Annotated in this window: 22 protein-coding genes; 9 read left to right on the forward strand and 13 right to left on the reverse strand. The window is 70.3% G+C overall.

Going from position 1 to position 15,924, the window contains the following annotated elements:
• Positions 1–107 precede the first annotated feature (107 nt).
• The 3 genes from GN153_RS12640 to GN153_RS12650 all read left to right on the forward strand — a co-directional run bounded on the left by GN153_RS12640 (position 108) and on the right by GN153_RS12650 (position 2,567).
• Positions 108–1,238 carry a serine hydrolase domain-containing protein gene (locus GN153_RS12640; RefSeq protein ID WP_159903334.1) on the forward strand — a complete coding sequence of 377 codons (1,131 nt, stop codon included), beginning with the start codon at positions 108–110 and terminating at the stop codon, positions 1,236–1,238.
• Between the two features lie 418 nt (positions 1,239–1,656).
• The gene (locus GN153_RS12645; protein ID WP_159903336.1) at positions 1,657–2,049 is read left to right on the forward strand and encodes a DUF1648 domain-containing protein; all 393 of its coding nucleotides are present in this window, start codon (positions 1,657–1,659) and stop codon (positions 2,047–2,049) included.
• Positions 2,050–2,177: 128 nt separating this feature from the next.
• On the forward strand, positions 2,178–2,567 hold the full coding sequence (locus tag GN153_RS12650; RefSeq protein WP_159903338.1) for a cupin domain-containing protein: 390 nt from the start codon (positions 2,178–2,180) through the stop codon (positions 2,565–2,567).
• A 42-nt stretch (positions 2,568–2,609) separates the two neighbouring features.
• Here GN153_RS12650 and GN153_RS12655 read toward each other — a convergent pair whose 3' ends face one another.
• On the reverse strand, positions 2,610–3,464 hold the full coding sequence (locus GN153_RS12655; RefSeq protein ID WP_159903340.1) for an alpha/beta fold hydrolase: 855 nt from the start codon (positions 3,462–3,464) through the stop codon (positions 2,610–2,612).
• Between the two features lie 126 nt (positions 3,465–3,590).
• Between GN153_RS12655 and GN153_RS12660 the strand changes: the two genes are divergently transcribed.
• The 3 genes from GN153_RS12660 (at position 3,591) to GN153_RS12670 (ending at position 6,678) form a co-directional block, all read left to right on the forward strand.
• Positions 3,591–4,013, forward strand: a complete 423-nt coding sequence (locus tag GN153_RS12660) for a PaaI family thioesterase (protein ID WP_159903342.1) — start codon at positions 3,591–3,593, stop codon at positions 4,011–4,013.
• Positions 4,014–4,063: 50 nt separating this feature from the next.
• On the forward strand, positions 4,064–5,383 hold the full coding sequence (locus GN153_RS12665) for an MFS transporter (protein WP_159903344.1): 1,320 nt from the start codon (positions 4,064–4,066) through the stop codon (positions 5,381–5,383).
• A 68-nt stretch (positions 5,384–5,451) separates the two neighbouring features.
• Positions 5,452–6,678 (forward strand): metal-dependent hydrolase family protein, encoded by a 1,227-nt coding sequence (locus GN153_RS12670; RefSeq protein ID WP_159903346.1) that lies wholly within the window; start codon positions 5,452–5,454, stop codon positions 6,676–6,678.
• On the opposite strand, the gene GN153_RS12675 is transcribed toward GN153_RS12670, so the two are convergent.
• A complete protein-coding gene (locus tag GN153_RS12675; protein ID WP_159903348.1) occupies positions 6,679–7,836 on the reverse strand; it encodes a M24 family metallopeptidase in 1,158 nt (385 codons plus the stop codon). It lies immediately after the preceding gene.
• 89 nt (positions 7,837–7,925) lie between these two features.
• On the opposite strand from GN153_RS12675, the gene GN153_RS12680 reads away from it, so the two are divergent.
• Complete coding sequence (locus tag GN153_RS12680; protein ID WP_159903350.1) at positions 7,926–8,789, forward strand: hypothetical protein; 864 nt, start codon at positions 7,926–7,928, stop codon at positions 8,787–8,789.
• 40 nt (positions 8,790–8,829) lie between these two features.
• Here GN153_RS12680 and GN153_RS12685 read toward each other — a convergent pair whose 3' ends face one another.
• From GN153_RS12685 to GN153_RS12705, 5 genes are all read right to left on the reverse strand, one after another.
• Positions 8,830–9,840: a TIGR04024 family LLM class F420-dependent oxidoreductase gene (locus tag GN153_RS12685; protein WP_159903352.1), complete on the reverse strand. Its 1,011-nt coding sequence runs from the start codon at positions 9,838–9,840 to the stop codon at positions 8,830–8,832.
• Positions 9,841–9,921: 81 nt separating this feature from the next.
• Positions 9,922–10,941, reverse strand: coding sequence for a phosphotransferase family protein (locus GN153_RS12690; RefSeq protein WP_159903354.1), 1,020 nt, complete (start codon positions 10,939–10,941; stop codon positions 9,922–9,924).
• Between the two features lie 48 nt (positions 10,942–10,989).
• The gene (locus tag GN153_RS12695; protein WP_159903356.1) at positions 10,990–11,658 is read right to left on the reverse strand and encodes an HAD family hydrolase; all 669 of its coding nucleotides are present in this window, start codon (positions 11,656–11,658) and stop codon (positions 10,990–10,992) included.
• A gap of 93 nt (positions 11,659–11,751) precedes the next feature.
• A complete protein-coding gene (locus GN153_RS12700; protein ID WP_159903358.1) occupies positions 11,752–12,414 on the reverse strand; it encodes an HAD family hydrolase in 663 nt (220 codons plus the stop codon).
• Complete coding sequence (locus tag GN153_RS12705) at positions 12,415–12,906, reverse strand: bifunctional nuclease family protein (RefSeq protein ID WP_159903360.1); 492 nt, start codon at positions 12,904–12,906, stop codon at positions 12,415–12,417.
• A 284-nt stretch (positions 12,907–13,190) separates the two neighbouring features.
• On the opposite strand from GN153_RS12705, the gene GN153_RS12710 reads away from it, so the two are divergent.
• Together GN153_RS12710 and GN153_RS12715 are read left to right on the forward strand one after the other, a co-directional pair.
• Entirely contained in the window at positions 13,191–13,658 is a 468-nt protein-coding gene (locus GN153_RS12710) for a hypothetical protein (RefSeq protein ID WP_159903362.1), read from the forward strand.
• Positions 13,659–13,775: 117 nt separating this feature from the next.
• Positions 13,776–14,003, forward strand: a complete 228-nt coding sequence (locus GN153_RS12715) for a hypothetical protein (RefSeq protein WP_159903364.1) — start codon at positions 13,776–13,778, stop codon at positions 14,001–14,003.
• A gap of 25 nt (positions 14,004–14,028) precedes the next feature.
• Here GN153_RS12715 and GN153_RS12720 read toward each other — a convergent pair whose 3' ends face one another.
• The 6 genes from GN153_RS12720 to GN153_RS12745 all read right to left on the reverse strand — a co-directional run bounded on the left by GN153_RS12720 (position 14,029) and on the right by GN153_RS12745 (position 15,901).
• Complete coding sequence (locus GN153_RS12720) at positions 14,029–14,286, reverse strand: DUF3194 domain-containing protein (protein ID WP_159903366.1); 258 nt, start codon at positions 14,284–14,286, stop codon at positions 14,029–14,031.
• Positions 14,287–14,322: 36 nt separating this feature from the next.
• Positions 14,323–14,703: a prefoldin subunit beta gene (locus tag GN153_RS12725; protein ID WP_159903368.1), complete on the reverse strand. Its 381-nt coding sequence runs from the start codon at positions 14,701–14,703 to the stop codon at positions 14,323–14,325.
• A 43-nt stretch (positions 14,704–14,746) separates the two neighbouring features.
• On the reverse strand, positions 14,747–15,070 hold the full coding sequence (locus tag GN153_RS12730; protein WP_159903370.1) for a KEOPS complex subunit Pcc1: 324 nt from the start codon (positions 15,068–15,070) through the stop codon (positions 14,747–14,749).
• A 48-nt stretch (positions 15,071–15,118) separates the two neighbouring features.
• On the reverse strand, positions 15,119–15,253 hold the full coding sequence (locus GN153_RS12735) for a DNA-directed RNA polymerase subunit P (protein ID WP_159903372.1): 135 nt from the start codon (positions 15,251–15,253) through the stop codon (positions 15,119–15,121).
• Positions 15,250–15,531, reverse strand: a complete 282-nt coding sequence (locus GN153_RS12740; protein ID WP_159903374.1) for a 50S ribosomal protein L37ae — start codon at positions 15,529–15,531, stop codon at positions 15,250–15,252. Before GN153_RS12740 ends, GN153_RS12735 begins: the two co-directional genes overlap by 4 nt.
• A 109-nt stretch (positions 15,532–15,640) precedes the next feature.
• Positions 15,641–15,901, reverse strand: a complete 261-nt coding sequence (locus GN153_RS12745; RefSeq protein ID WP_159903376.1) for an amphi-Trp domain-containing protein — start codon at positions 15,899–15,901, stop codon at positions 15,641–15,643.
• Positions 15,902–15,924: the final 23 nt, after the last annotated feature.

The following is a 15,924-nucleotide window of genomic DNA, read 5'->3' on the forward strand; positions in this document are numbered from 1 at the left end:
CGGTCTTCCCGAGACTCTCTCCAAGTACGACTTCTTGTCGAAGACTTCCTTCGGACCCGGGGACGGTACTACCATTTAAAACCCCCAAAACATAATATTCGACCATTATGGAATGCCAAGAAGCCAAATCCCGTCTGGAATCCAGGTTACGATCTGCGGTCGAAGACAACTCCGACCTCCACTCCGCGTACCTGCTGGTCCATTCCGACAGCCGTGACCTTCACTGGAATCTAGCCACCGGTCAGACGGAGGGCATCGAAGCCGCTCCAGAGCAGCCATACTACGCAGCCAGCATTGGCAAGACCTTCACCTCGACAATCGTGGCTATGCTCGCCGACGACGGGCAACTGAGTTTCGATGACCCGGTCTCGGAGTACCTGTCGGAGTCACTTCTCGACGGTCTTCACACGATCAACGGCACGGACTACACAGACGATATCCGTATCCGTCACCTCCTCGGTCACACCTCCGGACTCCCTCATTCCCTTCCCGAAGGCGGGAAGATGTTCTTGAACACTCGATCGGAAGAATCCCCCGAGGGGAAAACACTGTTCGACGAGATGCTGGAGGAACCCGACCGGATGTGGGAACCCGAAGAGACGATCGAGTGGGCAAAACACCATCTGGAACCGCACTTCCCGCCCGGGGAGGACTGCTACTATTCGGAGTTCGGGTACAACCTGCTCGGGTTGACCATCGAAAGCGTAACTGAGCAACCGTACCACGAGGCTCTGGAGGAGTTCCTTTTTGATCCGTTGGGGATGGAGCATTCGTACTTACCGCCGTTCTCTGACCCTGCTGTCGAAAGTGAGCTTCCCACGGCCCCGTTTTACATCGACGAGACGAGGATCGATGTGGATGACGTGCCCTCGTTGAGCGCATTCTACGCCGGTGGGCAGACGGTGAACACCGGGGAAGAACTATTCCGGTTCCAGCGGGCCTTGGTCGAGGGGGAACTCGTAGCCGAGGAGACGCTCCAGGAGATGCAGCAGTGGAACAAACTGTGGCAGGGGATCGACTACGGCTACGGCCTCGTCCGCATCCGTCCGTTGCCGTTTCTCAAACGCTTCCACTCGTGGGGCGGATTGGGTGCGAGCAGTGCGTTCATGGTGTACAATCCCACGATCGACGTCTATCTGGTCGGGACCTTCAACCAGTGGTCGTATATGCGGAAGAGCATGATGTTCCTCTTCCGAACGTTGCGTTTGATTTCGAAGGTAGAGCGACCCGGCCAGTAGCTTTGGAGGGAATGAACACCCGCTTTATGAGTCCACAGCAGGAGCCTCCGTACCACCCCTGGGCATATCGGTGAGTGATCGACACGGTGGCTGCGTCGGGCGAGTGGGGAGGTCAGAAGATGGGTGTGGCAACCGTTCTGTGACACCCTGATTCGTATATCCAAACAGCTCCCGTCCCGCGGCCGGACCGATTTCGCGGGGGCAAAGGAGACAGCAGGGCGCCTGACCGAACGGGAGGTGCGGGACGAACGGGAGGTCCGGGAGACAACGACGATGGAGTGCCACTCATACGGATTGCTGTGCGTCAGTACCGGGTCGACCGCGCGACTGCGTGCGGGCGTATCGGCAAAACCGTATCAGTTGGTCTCCGGCACTGTGCTATTAGTCACTGGCCGTGGATCGTGTGGTGTGACCGAACGTGACCAGGCTCAGAGGGCTACTCACCGAACAGAAGACGGTTGCGGGAGGGGTCGCTGGAGCGTTGGTACTACTCGGGGTGGCACTTTACCCGGCGCTCCCGGACCGGGTGGCGTTCTACTGGCTCGGTCCGGGTGAGGCCGACGGTACCGTCCCGAAGCTGGTCGCGGTCCTCTTCATGCCGGCGGTCGTCGTGTTCATGAGTCTCCTGTTCGAGCGCGTGGGTGTCGACGCCGACAACCGGGTCGTCGGGTCGCTGGCGATGCTCCTGTTACTGGTCGTGCAGGTGATGGTCTTCATGGTCAACCTGGGCGTCGACGTGCCGGTCGTCCCGGTTTCGCTGGCGCTGGTCTCCGCTCTGGTTGCTGTCGCAGTCTGGCTCGAAGTCCGGTGACAGCCGTTGCCGCCGTCCGGCGCACTCCTGCCGCTACCGGGAACGAAAAGCGTCGAGGTCAGGTTCGGTCGACTCCGCAGTGTTTCGCTACCGACCGGAGTTTTGTACCCCGGGACCGACACGCCGGTATGGGATACCACCACGTCGACCCCGACACCCTGGAACAGTGGGACGACCGCCCCGTCGATGTCCGCTCGATAAGCGCCGCCGCGGGCCTGGATTACCAGGACGCGAAACTCGGCATGCGCGTCTACGAGGCCGACCCCGGCGAGCAGTTCCCGCTTTCCTATCACTACCACGACGAGCAGGTCGAGGTCTTTTACGTCCTCGAGGGGACGTTACACGTCCAGACGCCGGAGGGAGAGCTGACCGTCGGCGCCGACGAGGCGCTGGTCGTCGAGCCGGGGAGCCCACAGCGGGCGTTCAACCCCGAGAGCGCCGAGGGGCGCGTGCGCGCACTCGCCATCGGTGCGCCCTCCGTCGACGACGCCCAGCCCTACGAGCCCGGGGAGGAGTAGCGGGCGACGGCCCGGGACGTGGGCGGCCGGACGACCGCCCGCTCAGGGTGCGTAGCCGGCGTCCTCGAGAAAGCCCCGGAGCCGCTCGACCAGGTAGTCGGGGCGCTCCTCGGGGATCCAGTGGCCGGCGCGCTCGACGACCTCGCCGTCGACGTCGGTCGCGACGGCCTCCATATCCTCGACGGGCATCGACCCGAAGGAGGCCTCGCCCCCGAGCGCGAGCACCGGCATCTCCAGGGCCTGCTGGGTGTGTTCTTTGTTGTGTTCGGCGTCCTCGTCGTAGGCGCGGTAGTACTCGAAGCCCCCGCGGAGCCCGCCCGGCGCGGAGTACGCGCGGACGTACTCCTGGAGGGCCTCGCGGTCGATGGCCGAGGGGTCGTAGGCGCCCTCCCGGTAGAACCACTTGAGGTAGGTCTCCTCGTTGCCGGAGACCAGTCGCTCGGGGAGGTCCCGGACCTGGTGAAAGCGGACGTGCCAGAGCATCCCCAGCTTGTCGTCCTCCCGGACCCCCGGCAGCATCGCCTCCATGACGGCGAGCGCCTGCACCTCCTCGCGGTAGCGGGCGGCGTAGGCGTAGGCCGTGGGCATCCCCCAGTCGTGGCCCACGACCGCCACCTCCTCGAAGCCCAGCTCGTGGACGAGTGCGCGGGTGTCGTCGGCGACGGTCCGCTTGTCGTACCCCTCCCGTGGCTTGCCGGAGTCGCCCATCCCCCGCAGGTCCGGGGCGATGACGGTGTACTGCTGGGCCAGCGGCCCGATCACCTCCCGCCACTCGTACCAGGTCTGGGGCCAGCCGTGCAACAGCAACAGCGGCGGGCCCTCCCCCGCCCGGACGTAGTGGAGGTCGACGCCGTTGACGTACGCGGAGCCGTGGGTCGGCTCGCCAGGTTGTGCCATGCCGCCACGTCTCTCCGGGGGGTCGTCAATCTGGCGGCGCGCCGGTGTGGCACACCGACGGCCGGAGCGGCACGCGCCGGGGCGGGACCGCCCCACGTTAAGTCGGTCCGCGTGGGAGGGGTCGGCATGGACGCCGACGCCAACAGGCGCTTTCTCGCGAACCACGACCACCTGCAGGACCTCGGCATCGCGCTCGACCACCAGGAGGAGGGGCGGGTCGTGCTCTCGCTGCCACACGACGACTCGCTCGCGAACCCGGGGTCGAACACCATGCAGGGCGGGGTGGTGGCGACGCTTATCGACCACGGCGGCGGCGCGGCCATCCGGACTGTCCTCGATGACCCCTTCGGGACGCCCCACGCCACGACGGATCTCAATGTCACCTACCTCCGGCCGGCGACGGGCGACCTGACCGCGGAGGCGGAGGTCGTCCGCGCCGGTACCTCGATGGGCGTGGTGGAGGTGGACGTGACCGGCGACACGCCCGTCGGACGGAAGGACGTCGCGACGGGGCGGGTCTCCCTGCACATCAAGCGCGAGGGGGACTGAGCGAGTCGACACCCCCGGCTATTTGACGCCGCCGCCCGTTCCCCGGAGGCGTGTCACGGAGCCAGGCCGCGACGGCGGCGGACGCGACCGCGACAGCCGGCGGGTCGCGCCGCGCCGTCGCGGTCGTCGTCGGCGTCGTCTTTCTGGACCTGCTCGGCTTCGGGATCATCATCCCGATCCTCCCCTTCTACGTCCGGTCGTTTGCCATCAGCGACGTCTTCATCGGGCTGCTCGCGGCCTCGTACTCGCTGGCGCAGTTCGTCGCCGCTCCCTACCTCGGGCGGATCTCCGACGAGCGGGGCCGCCGGCCCGTGCTGATGCTCTCGGTCGGCGCGGCGGGGGTCGCCTGGCTGGTCTTCGGCGTCGCCGCCGAGGTGGGGGCGGCCGCCGGGACGACCGCGGCGGTCCTGACCCTCTTTGCGGCCCGCCTGCTCGCGGGCGCCGCCGGCGGGAACATCGCCGCCGCGCAGGCGTACATCGCGGACGTGACCCCCCGGGAGTCCCGCGCGAGCGCGCTCGGCCTCGTGGGCGCGGCCTTCGGCCTGGGTTTCGTCTTCGGCCCGGCCATCGGCGGCCTGATGGCAAGCGACGGCGTCGTCGCGCTCGCCCGGGACGTCCTGCCGGGGGTCGTCCCGGCGACCCGCTTCTCGCTGCCGAGTTTCACCGCCGCCGGCCTCTCCTTTCTGGCGCTCGGGGCTGCCGCCGTCGTCCTGAAAGAGCCCGACCGACAGCGCGCGCCCGCCCGCCGGGTCACCTTCGTCTCGCAGTTCCGCGAGGCGCTGGCCGACGCCGCCATCCGCCCGCTCGTGCTCTCCTTTTTCCTGACCTCTTTCGCCTTCGCCGGCGTCCAGGTGATGTTCATCCCCTTCCTCGCCGATTTCTTCGGCTACGACGCCACCGGCGCGGCCCTGTTTCTCACCTACATCGGCGTCCTCGGAACGATAAACCAGGGCGTCGTCGTCGGCCGGCTGGCCCGCCGCTTCGGCCCCCGCCGGGTCGTCCTCGCCGGCGTCGGGTCGCTCTTTGCCGCGCTCGTCGTCCTCGCGGTCTCGCCGGCGCTTGCCGGGCTGGTTCCGCCGCTGGGTGGTCCGACCTGGCTCACCGGCGGGGTCGTCGTCCTGCTCGGCTTCGCGACGCTGGCCTCCTTCGGAAACGGCGCGCTCACGGTCGGGCTCGCGACGCTCGTCTCCGAGCGTGCCTCGGCCGACGCCCAGGGCAGCGCCTTCGGCGTCACTCAGGGAGCCGGGAGTCTGGGCCGGACCGTCGGCCCGCCGCTTGCCGCCGCCGCCTACGTCGCGGTCGCCTGGTCACCCTTCGCCGCGGGGGCGCTCGTGCTCCTCCCGGTCGTCGCTCTCCTGTGGCGCGGGTGACCGGCCGCGGCCCGGCCGACACTCCCGACTCCTGTGGTTATTTGCGGCCCCGCGCCCTGCGCGCCGGCATGGTCGACCTCGCGATCGACGCCGACCGGCTGTTCGACGGGACCGACGCCGAACCGCTCGCCGACGGCCGCCTGCTCGTCTCGGAGGGACGGGTCGAGGCCGCCGGCACCCAGGAGGACCTGGCTGTACCGGACGACGCCGACCACCGCCGCTACGCCGGGACGGCCATCCCCGGCCTGGTCGACGCCCACCTCCACCTCTGGGGGGCGCGGTCGATGGACCCCTTCGAGTGGCTCAAGCGCACCGACACCCACGCCGCCGCGCGGGCGACCGCCGACCTCCGGGACCTGCTCGCCGCGGGGTTCACGACCGTCCGGGACGTCGGCAGCGGTACCGGCCTGGGACTCCGGGACGCGGTCGCCGAGGGAGCCGTTCCCGGTCCACGGGTCTACACCTCCGGGCTGGCGATGTCCCAGACCGGCGGCCACGGGGACTCACACTTTCTGCCCCACCAGTGGGTCCGCGAGGAGGACCCCCGCGGGGTGTCGACGCTCGCGGACGGCCCCGCGGAGTGTCGCAAGGAGGCCCGCAAGCGGGTCCGCGAGGGCGTCGACCTGGTCAAGATCATGACAACCGGCGGCGTCCTCTCGGAGAAAGACCACCCCAGACAGAGCCAGATGACCGACGCCGAGATCAGCGCGGTCGTCGAGGAGGCCCACCGCGTCGGCATCCCGGTCGCCAGCCACGCCCAGGGCACGCCCGGCGTGAAGAACGCGCTGCGCAACGGCGTCGACACCGTCGAGCACGGCATCTGGCTCGACGACGAGGCGGTCGACCTGTTCCACGAGACCGGCGCGACGCTGGTCCCCACGCTGGCGGTCATGCACCGGATCTGCGAGCGCGGCGCCGAGCACGGCCTCCCGGAGTACGGCCTTGAGAAGGCCTACGAGGCCCGCGAGGCCCACTTCGAGTCCGCACGGAAAGCACACGAGGCGGGCGTGCCGGTCGCGCTCGGAACCGACTTCCTCGGCCCGGAGCTGCTCCCCCACGGCGAGAACGCTCTCGAAGCCGAGCTGTTCGTCGAGGAGGTGGGGATGAGCGAACGGGAGGCCATCCGCGCCGGGACCGGGGTGGCCGCCCGGACGCTTCCCGACGACGACGTCGGGACGCTCACTGAAGGGGACCACGCCGACGTTCTCGTGGTCGACGGCGACCCCTTTACCGACATCTCGGCGCTGCACGACGTCGCCACGGTGTTCAAAGGCGGCGAGGAGGTCGAGCGCTGATCACTCTACGATGTTCGACTCCAGGTCCCGCGGGTAGTCGGTCAGAAAGTCCAGGCCGTCCTCGGTGACGGCGACGGTGTCGGAGTGACGGTAGCCCGCATTTTCGGTGTAGATGCCGGGTTCGATGGTGTAGACGTGGCCGGGCTCCATCTCCCCCTCGCTGCCGCGGTCGATGTAGGGGGGCTCGTGGGCGCCCAGCCCGATGTTGTGGCCGACGTGGTGCCGGGCCAACTCGGCGATCCCCTGCTCCTCGAAGTAGCTGTGCACGGCGTCGTCGACGTATGCCAGGTCGACGCCGGGGGCCATCGCCTCGAAGGCGGTCTCCTGGGCCTCGCACATCAGCTCGAAGTAGTGTTCGTCCTCCTCGCTCGCCTCGCCGACGAACATCGTCCGCTCCAGCTCCGAGTAGTAGCCGTCGACGTTCGCGGTCGCGCCGGTGACCAGCACGTCGCCCCGGGAGAGCCGTTCGTTGGGGGTGTGGCCGTGCGGGAGGGCGGTCTCCTCGCCGCTGATGTAGCCGGCGTGGACGGGGCCGTCACCGCGGGTCCGGACGGCGTACTCGCTGCCCAGCGCGTCGAGCATGGCCCGGGACCCCTCCATCGAGGCGCGCTGGCTGACGGTGACGGGATGGGCGCCGGGCTCGGTGTACTCGGCGAGGTACCGGTGGGCGAGGTTGGCCCACCGCGCCGACTCCCGGATCAGGTCGACCTCGACGTCGCTTTTGGCCTCGCGCATCCCGTCGACCCAGGACTGGGTCTCCACGTCCAGAAACTCCGAGAGGGCCGGGCCATCGTAGCCCATCACACCCGGGGCGCCGTCGGCGTCCGCCCGGACGGCCCCGACCTCGAGTTCCTCGAGCATTCCCACGGCGGTTTCGACCGGCTCGCCGCCGGGATAGTCGAAGTAGCTGTGGACGGCGTCGACCCGGGGGTTGGACGAGACCCGTTCGACCTCCAGGCGCGGGACGGTTAGCTCGACGCGCTCCGGGGTGACGGCCAGACAGACCGGTCGCTCGGTCTGGATGTGGTGGAAGCCGGTCAGGTACTCGATGGCCGTCGCGCCGAACCAGACGGCGGCGTCGGCGCCGGTCTCCCCCAGCCGCGCCCGGACCGCGGCCAGCCGGTCCGCGAACTCCCCGTCGGGTACTTCGGTGGGCATACCTCCGGCGAGGGTTCCGGGCGGGAAAAATCCGGGGTCCGGTGCCACGAGCCGACACGCATAAGCGGCCGGTGGGTCGACTGCCGGGCATGTGGCTCGACGCCACTCCCGGCCTGCTCGCCGGAGCGGTCGCGCTGGGGGCCGTCCACGGCGTCGAACCCGGCCACGGCTGGCCCGTCGCCGCCTCCTACGCGCTGGACCGGTCGCACAAGTGGCTCTACGGGTTCGCCGCCAGCCTCGTCATCGGCGTCGGCCACCTCGTCAGTTCCGTCGCGATGGTGCTCGCCTTCTTCTACGCCAAGTCCTACTTCGACCTCGCGCAGGTCAACGAACCACTGACCGTCGGCGGCCTGGAGGTCGGCGGCCCCGTCAGCCTCGTCGCCGGCGTCCTGCTCATCGTGCTCGGCATCCGAGAGTACCGTCACGGACACGACCACTCCCACGGCGACGGCCACTCCCACGCCGGCGAGCACTCCCACGGCGGCCACGACCACGGCGGGAGCGGACACGCTCACGACCACTCTCACGGCGACGCTCACGCCCGCCACGACCACGGCGGCGCTCACGCCGGACCGCTCGCGCGGGTCCGGGGCGCCCTGCCGTTCGTGGGGGGCGATGACGGCGACCACTCGCACGGCCACGACCACGGCGACGCCAGCGAGGCCGCCGACCGCGGGATGCTCGGCATCGCGTGGTTCGCCTTCGTCCTCGGCTTTGCCCACGAGGAGGAGTTCGAGATCATCGCGCTCTGTACCGGCTCCTCGTACTGCCTGGAGCTGATGCTCGCCTACGCGCTGACGGTCGTCGCCGGCATCGTCGGTCTGACACTGCTGCTTATCGCCGGCTACAAGCACTTCGAGGAGCGCGTCGAGCGGTACACGCCGTACCTCCCGCTGTTCTCGGCGGTCGTCCTCGTGGGAATGGGCGTCGGATTCGTTCTCGGGCTGTTCTAGGTTCGGGCGCGACCGCAGGCGAGAACTCGCACGCCTGTCGCTACTCGGGGGCGAGGTGTTCCAGGGTCTCCCGGCGCTCCTCCTCGCCCATCGGGCCGAAGAAGCTCACCTGCACGGTATCCAGCCCGTCGATGGCCTCGAAGCGCTCGACCTGCTCGCGGGCCTTCTCGGGGGTGCCCGCCGCGACGAGTTCGTCGAGTAGCTCGTCGGGGACGGCCTCGTAGGCGCCCTCGCGGTCGCCGTCGTGCCAGCGCGCCCTGACCTCCTCGGTGACGTCCTCCCAGCCGGCGTCGGCGATGGCCTTCCGGTAGTAGGGGCCGTACAGCGCGACCATGAAGGCGACGTGCTGGCGGGCGTACTGGCGGGCCCGCTCGCCGTCTTCCAGGGCGCCACACCGGAAGTTCAGCGAGACGCGGACGTCGTCGACCGAGCGGTCGCCGAGTTCGGCCCCGCGCTTCAGGTCCTCCATGCGCTCCTCGATGGCCTCCACCGTCAGCAGCTGTGGGACCCAGCCGTCGGCGAAGCGGCCGGCCATCTCGACGGACTTGGGGCCGAGCGCGGCGACGTCGACGGGGGCGGGCTCCTCCGGGACCGGGCCCTCGAAGGCCATCCCCTCCGGCGAGAAGAAGTCGCCGTCGTAGTCCAGACGGTCGCCGGACTGGACCTGCCGGACGATCTCGACGGCCTCCCGGACCTGCCGGAGCGGGCGCTCGAAGTCGACGCCGTGCCAGCGCTCGGCCAGTGCCGGCGAGGAGGCTCCGATCCGGAGCCGGAAGCGGCCGCCGCTCAGCTCCTGGAGGGTGGCCGCCGTCTGCCCCAGCGTGGAGGGCGTCCGGCTGTACGGCGAGAGCACGTCGTCGGTGATCCCGATCTCGTCGGTGCGCTCGGCGAGCAGCCCCATGACGATCGGGATCGACCGTCCGGAGGTCTCGCCCATCGAGACGTAGCCGTAGCCCAGCTCCTCGGCGAACTGGACCATGTCGACGGCGTCCTCGACGTCGTCGTAGGAATTCAGTGGCAGTACCATGTCGCGGCCGTACTCCTCTGGCATACGACCCCGTACACCCCGGGGGGCTAAAGAAGCAACCCAAATCGAGCCGCCACTCACAGCCCCCTCGCGTGCGGCCCGCGCTCACTCACCGGCCCCGTCGAGCACCCGCCGAAGTGCCCGCCGGTGGAAGGCGACCGACCCCTCGCGGTCGCGTTCGGGATAGGAGGGCCGGGTGACGGCGCCGGCGGTGTCGACCGCGCTCGCCGCGACCGCGACGGCCCGGTGGACCGGCCGGACCTCGGGGACGGGCCGCACGCTCCCGTACCCCTCCCGGAACGCCGCCCGGAGCGGCTCCGGGTCGTCGACGTACCAGTCCACGACCAGATACTCCGCCTTCGCGACCGGGAGCGCGGGCGCGGCCGAAAGCGGCTGCTCCCAGTCCAGCACGGCGGTGACCGCTCCGTCGCGGTACAGCACGTTCCCCGGCCGGAAGTCCCAGGGAAACAGCGTGGCGGGCGGGTCCGGTTCGGGGAGCGGGCCCGCGAGTAGCTCCCCGAGCTCCCTCTGGAGGTCGTCGAACGCCGGCGGCAGCCGCCCGACTGCCGCCTGGCCATAGGCGCAGAACCACGTTCCCCACTGGTCCGCGCGCGGCGTCAGGCCGTCCCCCGTGGCGTCGAGCGGCCCGTACCCCGCAAAGGAGAATGCGTCGTGGACGGCGGCGAGGTGTCGGCCGAACGTCCGGGCGAGCCGGCGCTGGACGTCGCCGTCGAGCCCGGCGAACCGCTCGTGGAGGTCCTCGCCGCCGACGCGCTCGGTGACGAGATAGTCCGTCCCGCGGACGGTCCCGTCTGCGAGGACAGCCGGCACTGGCACGTCAGTCCGCTCGCGGAGTGCGCGGAGAACCAGCGCCTCCGCCCGGAGCCCCGCCTGGTCGCTGGTCTCCGCGACCGCCCCGTCGCCGGTCGCCGCGAGCTGGACGACGACCGGGTCGCCGTGCTCGAAGCGGACCAGCCGCGTCAGCTTTCGGTTTCCCCGACCCAGCTTCTCGATTGCGGTCGGCTGTCGGTCCGGACAGGCCGCCTCCAGCGCGGCACTGAACGCAGCGGTGTCGGTGACTGCCGTGGCTTCGACATCACCGGGGGGGTCGTCGGGGTCGGCCATCTCGGCTCCGGTCCGGAAGGGAGGGACGCGGGTGCAAAACGGTGGCGCTCACAGCAGGTCGGAGAGGTCGCCGACCGACTCGAGGACGAGGTCCGGGCAGTACTCGCCGGGGTCGCCACCGTCGTCGACCCAGGCGACCGGGAGACCGGCGTTGTGCGCGCCCGCCACGTCGTACGCCAGCGAGTCGCCGACGTACAGGGTCCGCTCGGGCGAGGTCCCCAGGTCGGCGAGCGCGCGCTCGAAGGGCTCGGCGTGTGGCTTCCGGCGGGACAGGTCGCCGGCGTAGACGACGGGGTCGAGGTCTTCCTCGAGCCCGAGGCTCCGGACTTTCGGGCGCTGGCGGCTGCTCGGTCCGTTGGTCAACAGCCCGGCAGGGCCGCGCGCGGCTGCCCACTCGAGGGCCCGCTCGGCGCCGTCGACAAGGGCGACCTGCGTGTTGTCCACGCCCGAAATAAAGGCCTCGGCGAGGGCGACGGCGTCGACGCGGCGGCCGTGCCTGGCAGCCAGCCGTGCAAACCCGGCTGCGAGGTGGCCGACCTGGTCGTCTGGGTCCGGGGGGCCGTCGAGCAGCGGCCACAGCGCGGCGGGCTCGCCGAAGGGCTCGACTCCTGCTCGCTCGAAGGCCGCCTCGTAGAGCGCCGCGACGTCCTGGGTGCGCCGGCAGAGCGTCCCGTCCAGGTCGAACAGGACCGCCTCGATGTCGTCGACAGGGGACACACCTCCGGTAGGGGTGTCGGCGGCAAAACGCTGCCGGGCGCCCGAGCGACGGCCGGCCGGGTCCGCCGGAGCGGCCGCGCCGCTGTGGCCGGCTCAGCCCGACTCGGCGACCAGCGCGGCCACCTCGTCCAGCCCCTGGACCTCGTAGGTCGGCGTCTCCCCGAGGCTCCGGTCGGCGTTGTGTGGGCGCCGGAGGAAGGCGGTGTCGACGCCCGCGCGCCGCCCGGCCTCCACGTCGCTCTCGCTGTCGCCGACGTAGAGGGGGTTCTCGAGAGCCAGGTCAGCCATCGCCTCCTCCAGGTAGGTCGGGCGGGGCTTCTTCCGCGAGAGGCTCTCGCGGGTCGGGGCGCGAGCCCGGACAGTCCCGAACAGGCCCCGGAGGTCGTAGTGGTCGAGCACCGACTCGACGATCCGGGTCTGGTTGTTGCTGACGATCCCCATCGGCACGTCGAGCTCGCGCAGCCGGGCGGTGTCGTCGTAGGGGGCCTTCCGGCCTGCGGTGGTCTCAGCGAGCAGCGCATCCCGGACGCGGTCGTCGCGGTGGCGCCACAGCCGCTCGGCGGGGAGGCCGTGCCGGCGGCTCAGCCCCGCGAGTTCGTCGTTCGAGACGGCGATGGCGAGCGTGTCGACGGCCGACTCGTCGGGCTCGGAGACGCCGGCGTCCAGCAGCGCGTCGCGGGCGGCCCGGCGCAGCGCCGTCTGGTCGCCCAGCGTGACGACGACGCCGTCGTGGTCGAGCAGGAGTCCGTCGTACATCTATCGGTCGCCGAAGCCGCCGCCCTCTCCGCCCAGTCCCGGACCCGCCCCGGAGTCGTCGTCGGTCTCGAACTCCTCGGGCGACCGACCGGCCTCGTCGACCACCTCGTCGGAGACGATGATGGGGCAGTCGACGCGTAGCGCCAGCGCGATCCCGTCGGAGGGGCGGGCGTCGAAGACCGCCTGCTTGCGCTCCCCGCCGGCGTACTGCTCGGCGTCGACCTTCGCGTAGAAGGTGCCGTCGGCGAGGTCGTCGATCCGGACGCGGTCGATGGCGGCCCCGAACTCAGCGACCATCTCGACGAACAGGTCGTGGGTCAGCGGGCGCTCGAACGGTTCCCCCTCCAGGGCGAGCTGCATCGACTGGGCCTGGTCGGAGCTGACGAAGATCGGGACCAGCTCCCCGCGGGCCTCCAGGAGGACGACCGGCGCGCCGGGACCCTCGTCGCTGACGCCGACGCCGACTCCCTCGACGGTGGCCTCGTGTTCCATGACTCGGTCAAGGGTGCGAGGGGTGAAAAGGCTATCCGACCCCCCCAGGTCTCCGTCCCGGACCCGGCTCCCTTTTACCCCGGATCCCCGCGATTGGCGCGCGTCCGACCCGGCCGGTGGCGCGGGCAGCCGGCGAAACGCGGCCTCCGGGGCTCCCGGCCCGGTCGAGGCCGATTGATCGGCATTGAACGCGGATAAATCCGGCTTAACCGTCCGAAAACCGGCTGTAGACGGCTTGAGCGCTTGTCCCTTTCATATCCCTCCGGCGGGGAGTGGCGAGTGCAATGGCACCGACCAAGCCCCTCGGCGCGCTGCTCGCGCTGCTCGTGGTCGCCACCGGGGCGGCCGCGGCCATGCCGGGCAACGCGCCCGTGGACGTTCCGGACCAGGCCGACAACCAGACTGGCGACACGGAAGCGGACGCACAGGCCGAGATGAACGAGACCGCCGAGGACGAGCGCGACGCTGACGAGGAGCGCCAGGCCGGCAGTCCGCCCGAGGATGTCGCCGGTGAGCGCGGCCCGCCCGCGGACATGCCCGGGGCCGCGCCCGACTTCGTGAGCGAGATCCACGCGACGATCAACGACTACCTGAGCGGTGCCGTCGAGGACCTCGGGTCGGCGATCAGCGAGGTCACGCCCGGCGGCGAGACCGGCGGTGACGCCGACGAGGAGACGGGTCAGGACGGTCGGGACGCGACCGAGACGCCCGACAGCGAGGAGACCGACCGTCCGGCCGGAACGCCCGCCTGACGTCACCGGGCTCTCGCCCCACCACTCCACCGCTGACACTCCGCTCTGACACCCGCTGACGCCTCCCGCACGCTGTGCAAGCGCGGCGCTTTTTTGCCTGCGCCCCGAACCCCGGGTATGGCGACGGCTACGGGGCAGGACGACGGATACCCCATCACCCGCAAGCGGGCGGTGCTGTGGGCACTCCCCTTCCTCGCGCTGGGGGTCATCAACCTCGTCCTGCTGCTCGGCTGGGGACTCAAACCGCTGTGGGGCTTTCTGATCTTCCCGCCGATCGCCTTCGTATCGATACTCTGTTATCTCGCCCTCCGGACCGGCCTGGCGAGCAGCCGGCTCGAGGAGTAGCGGCCCCTGCCCGCATGCCGGGCGCTCAGAGCAACAGGTCGTCGGCAGCCCCGCGTGCAGCCAGGGCGGCGTCGTCGGCCACCCGGTCCGGGTCCCCGCCCTCCGCGTCGAGGTAGACGTCCACCTCGAGGACCCCGTCCTCGAAGGTGACAGTCACGTCCAGGTCCCGCACCGCGGCGCGGTCGTACCGCGAGAACACGACGTCCTCGGCGGCCTGCGCGGCGGCCCGGACGACCTCGTCGTCGCTCGGCTCGGCCGTGCCGTCGTCGGTGTTGTCTGTCATCGATGCTGAAAAGAGGGGCGGGGATTCGCCGTCGGATTACGCGCCGCCGGCCGGGCCGAGCCCGCCGCCGCCGGCACCGCCGAGCATCTGCTGGAGCTCCTCCTGGAGTTCCTCGAACTGGGTCTGGACGCGCTCTTCCTGCTTTTCGAGGGTCTCGACGCGGACCTGGAGGCTGTCGACTTTCTCCTCCAGGTCCTCCTTGGCTTCGGCGTAGTCGGTCTTCACGAGGAGTTCGCCGACCTCGCGGTACATGGTGGCGTCCTCGTCGACGTTCTCGAGCTCCTCGAGGGCGGTCTCGGATTCCTCGAGGGTGGTCTCGGCCTGCTGTTTCTGGGCGGCGACCTGCTGGGCCGTCTCCTGGAGGTCCTGGAGCTCCTCGAGCTTCTCCTGCGCTTCCGGCGGCAGATTCCCTTGCATGTCCGTCACCTCGTGACCCGCAGGGATAAACCCAAGCTTTCGGTCATCCGGCGGCTCCGTCCCCGTCTCGGTCGACACCCGGCCTGCTGTCGTCGCCACTGTCGCCCTCCCCGCCTGTGGACCCGCTCCCGCCAGCTCCGCCGGCTCGCTCGGCCACGTCGACCAGCCCGAGCCAGGTGTTCAGCCCGGCCCGCAGTGCCGTCAGGTCGGTCGCCCGGACCGTGACTTCGAGGGTGTCGCCCTCGCGGGCCAGCCCGACTGTCGTCCGGTCACCGTCGATATCGCCGACCTCCGGGCGGAGCGCCCGCTCGACGCGGCGGGCGCGCTCGGGAGTGTCGTAGACGGCAGAGAAGACGGCTTCGTTCACGGTCCGTTCACAGAGTGTCGGCTCCGGCCTCCTGGCCGACAGTCGGGGTCAGTTGACCTCGACTTCCTTGACGTCGCGGCTGCGCTCCTTCAGGAGCACGCGGTGGCCGCAGTAGGGGCAGCGAACGCCGCCGTACTCGTCGAGGGTGACGTCGCGCTTGCAGCGGGCGCACTTGTAGCTCATTCCTCGGCGTCCTCGGCGAGTGCCGCGCGGATCGACCGGTTGACGGTGCGGCCGGCGGGCGTCTCCGGGCGGTAGGCCCCCCCGGTGTAGGTGTGTCCGCAGTAGCTACACTCCCAGACGCCGGTGCCCTGCCGCGAGACCCGGTCCTCGCCGCACTCGGGGCAGGTGTGGTCGTCGTTCGTGTCCCTCTCGATCTCGGCGACCCGTCGTCGGGCGACCCGGCCGTAGCGGGCCCCGAAGCGGCCGGCGCTGCCGACGCTACCGCGCTGTTCGCTCATGGTGACACACCATCCGGCAGGCGGCGGTATAAACGCTACGAGTCCGAACCGCGCGCCACAGGCCCGGACTGGGCGGTCCGGGTCCGGGCCCCCAGCGAGAGCGCGGCCGCTACTCGGGCCGGTCACCCTCCCCGGTCCACCTGACCTCGTACTCGAGCTCGTAGCGCTGCTCCCCGGTCTCCGAGTCCGTGAGCACCTCGAGTTCGACCTCGAACCGGGGGTTCTCGGGGACTGCAACCTCCCGGCTGTCAGTGTCGCTCTCCAGGGTCACGGACCCGGATTCGACCCCTTCGGCAGCGCCGCGCAGCGCCTCTGCGACCTCGGTCCGCGAAAGCCGTCTCTCGGTCTTGAACAGCTGTTCTTCGGGCATCTAGTGTGGCTACGCTCGCCGCC

It is taken from the genome of Salinirussus salinus, from assembly GCF_009831455.1.
GTDB lineage: Archaea > Halobacteriota > Halobacteria > Halobacteriales > Haloarculaceae > Salinirussus > Salinirussus salinus.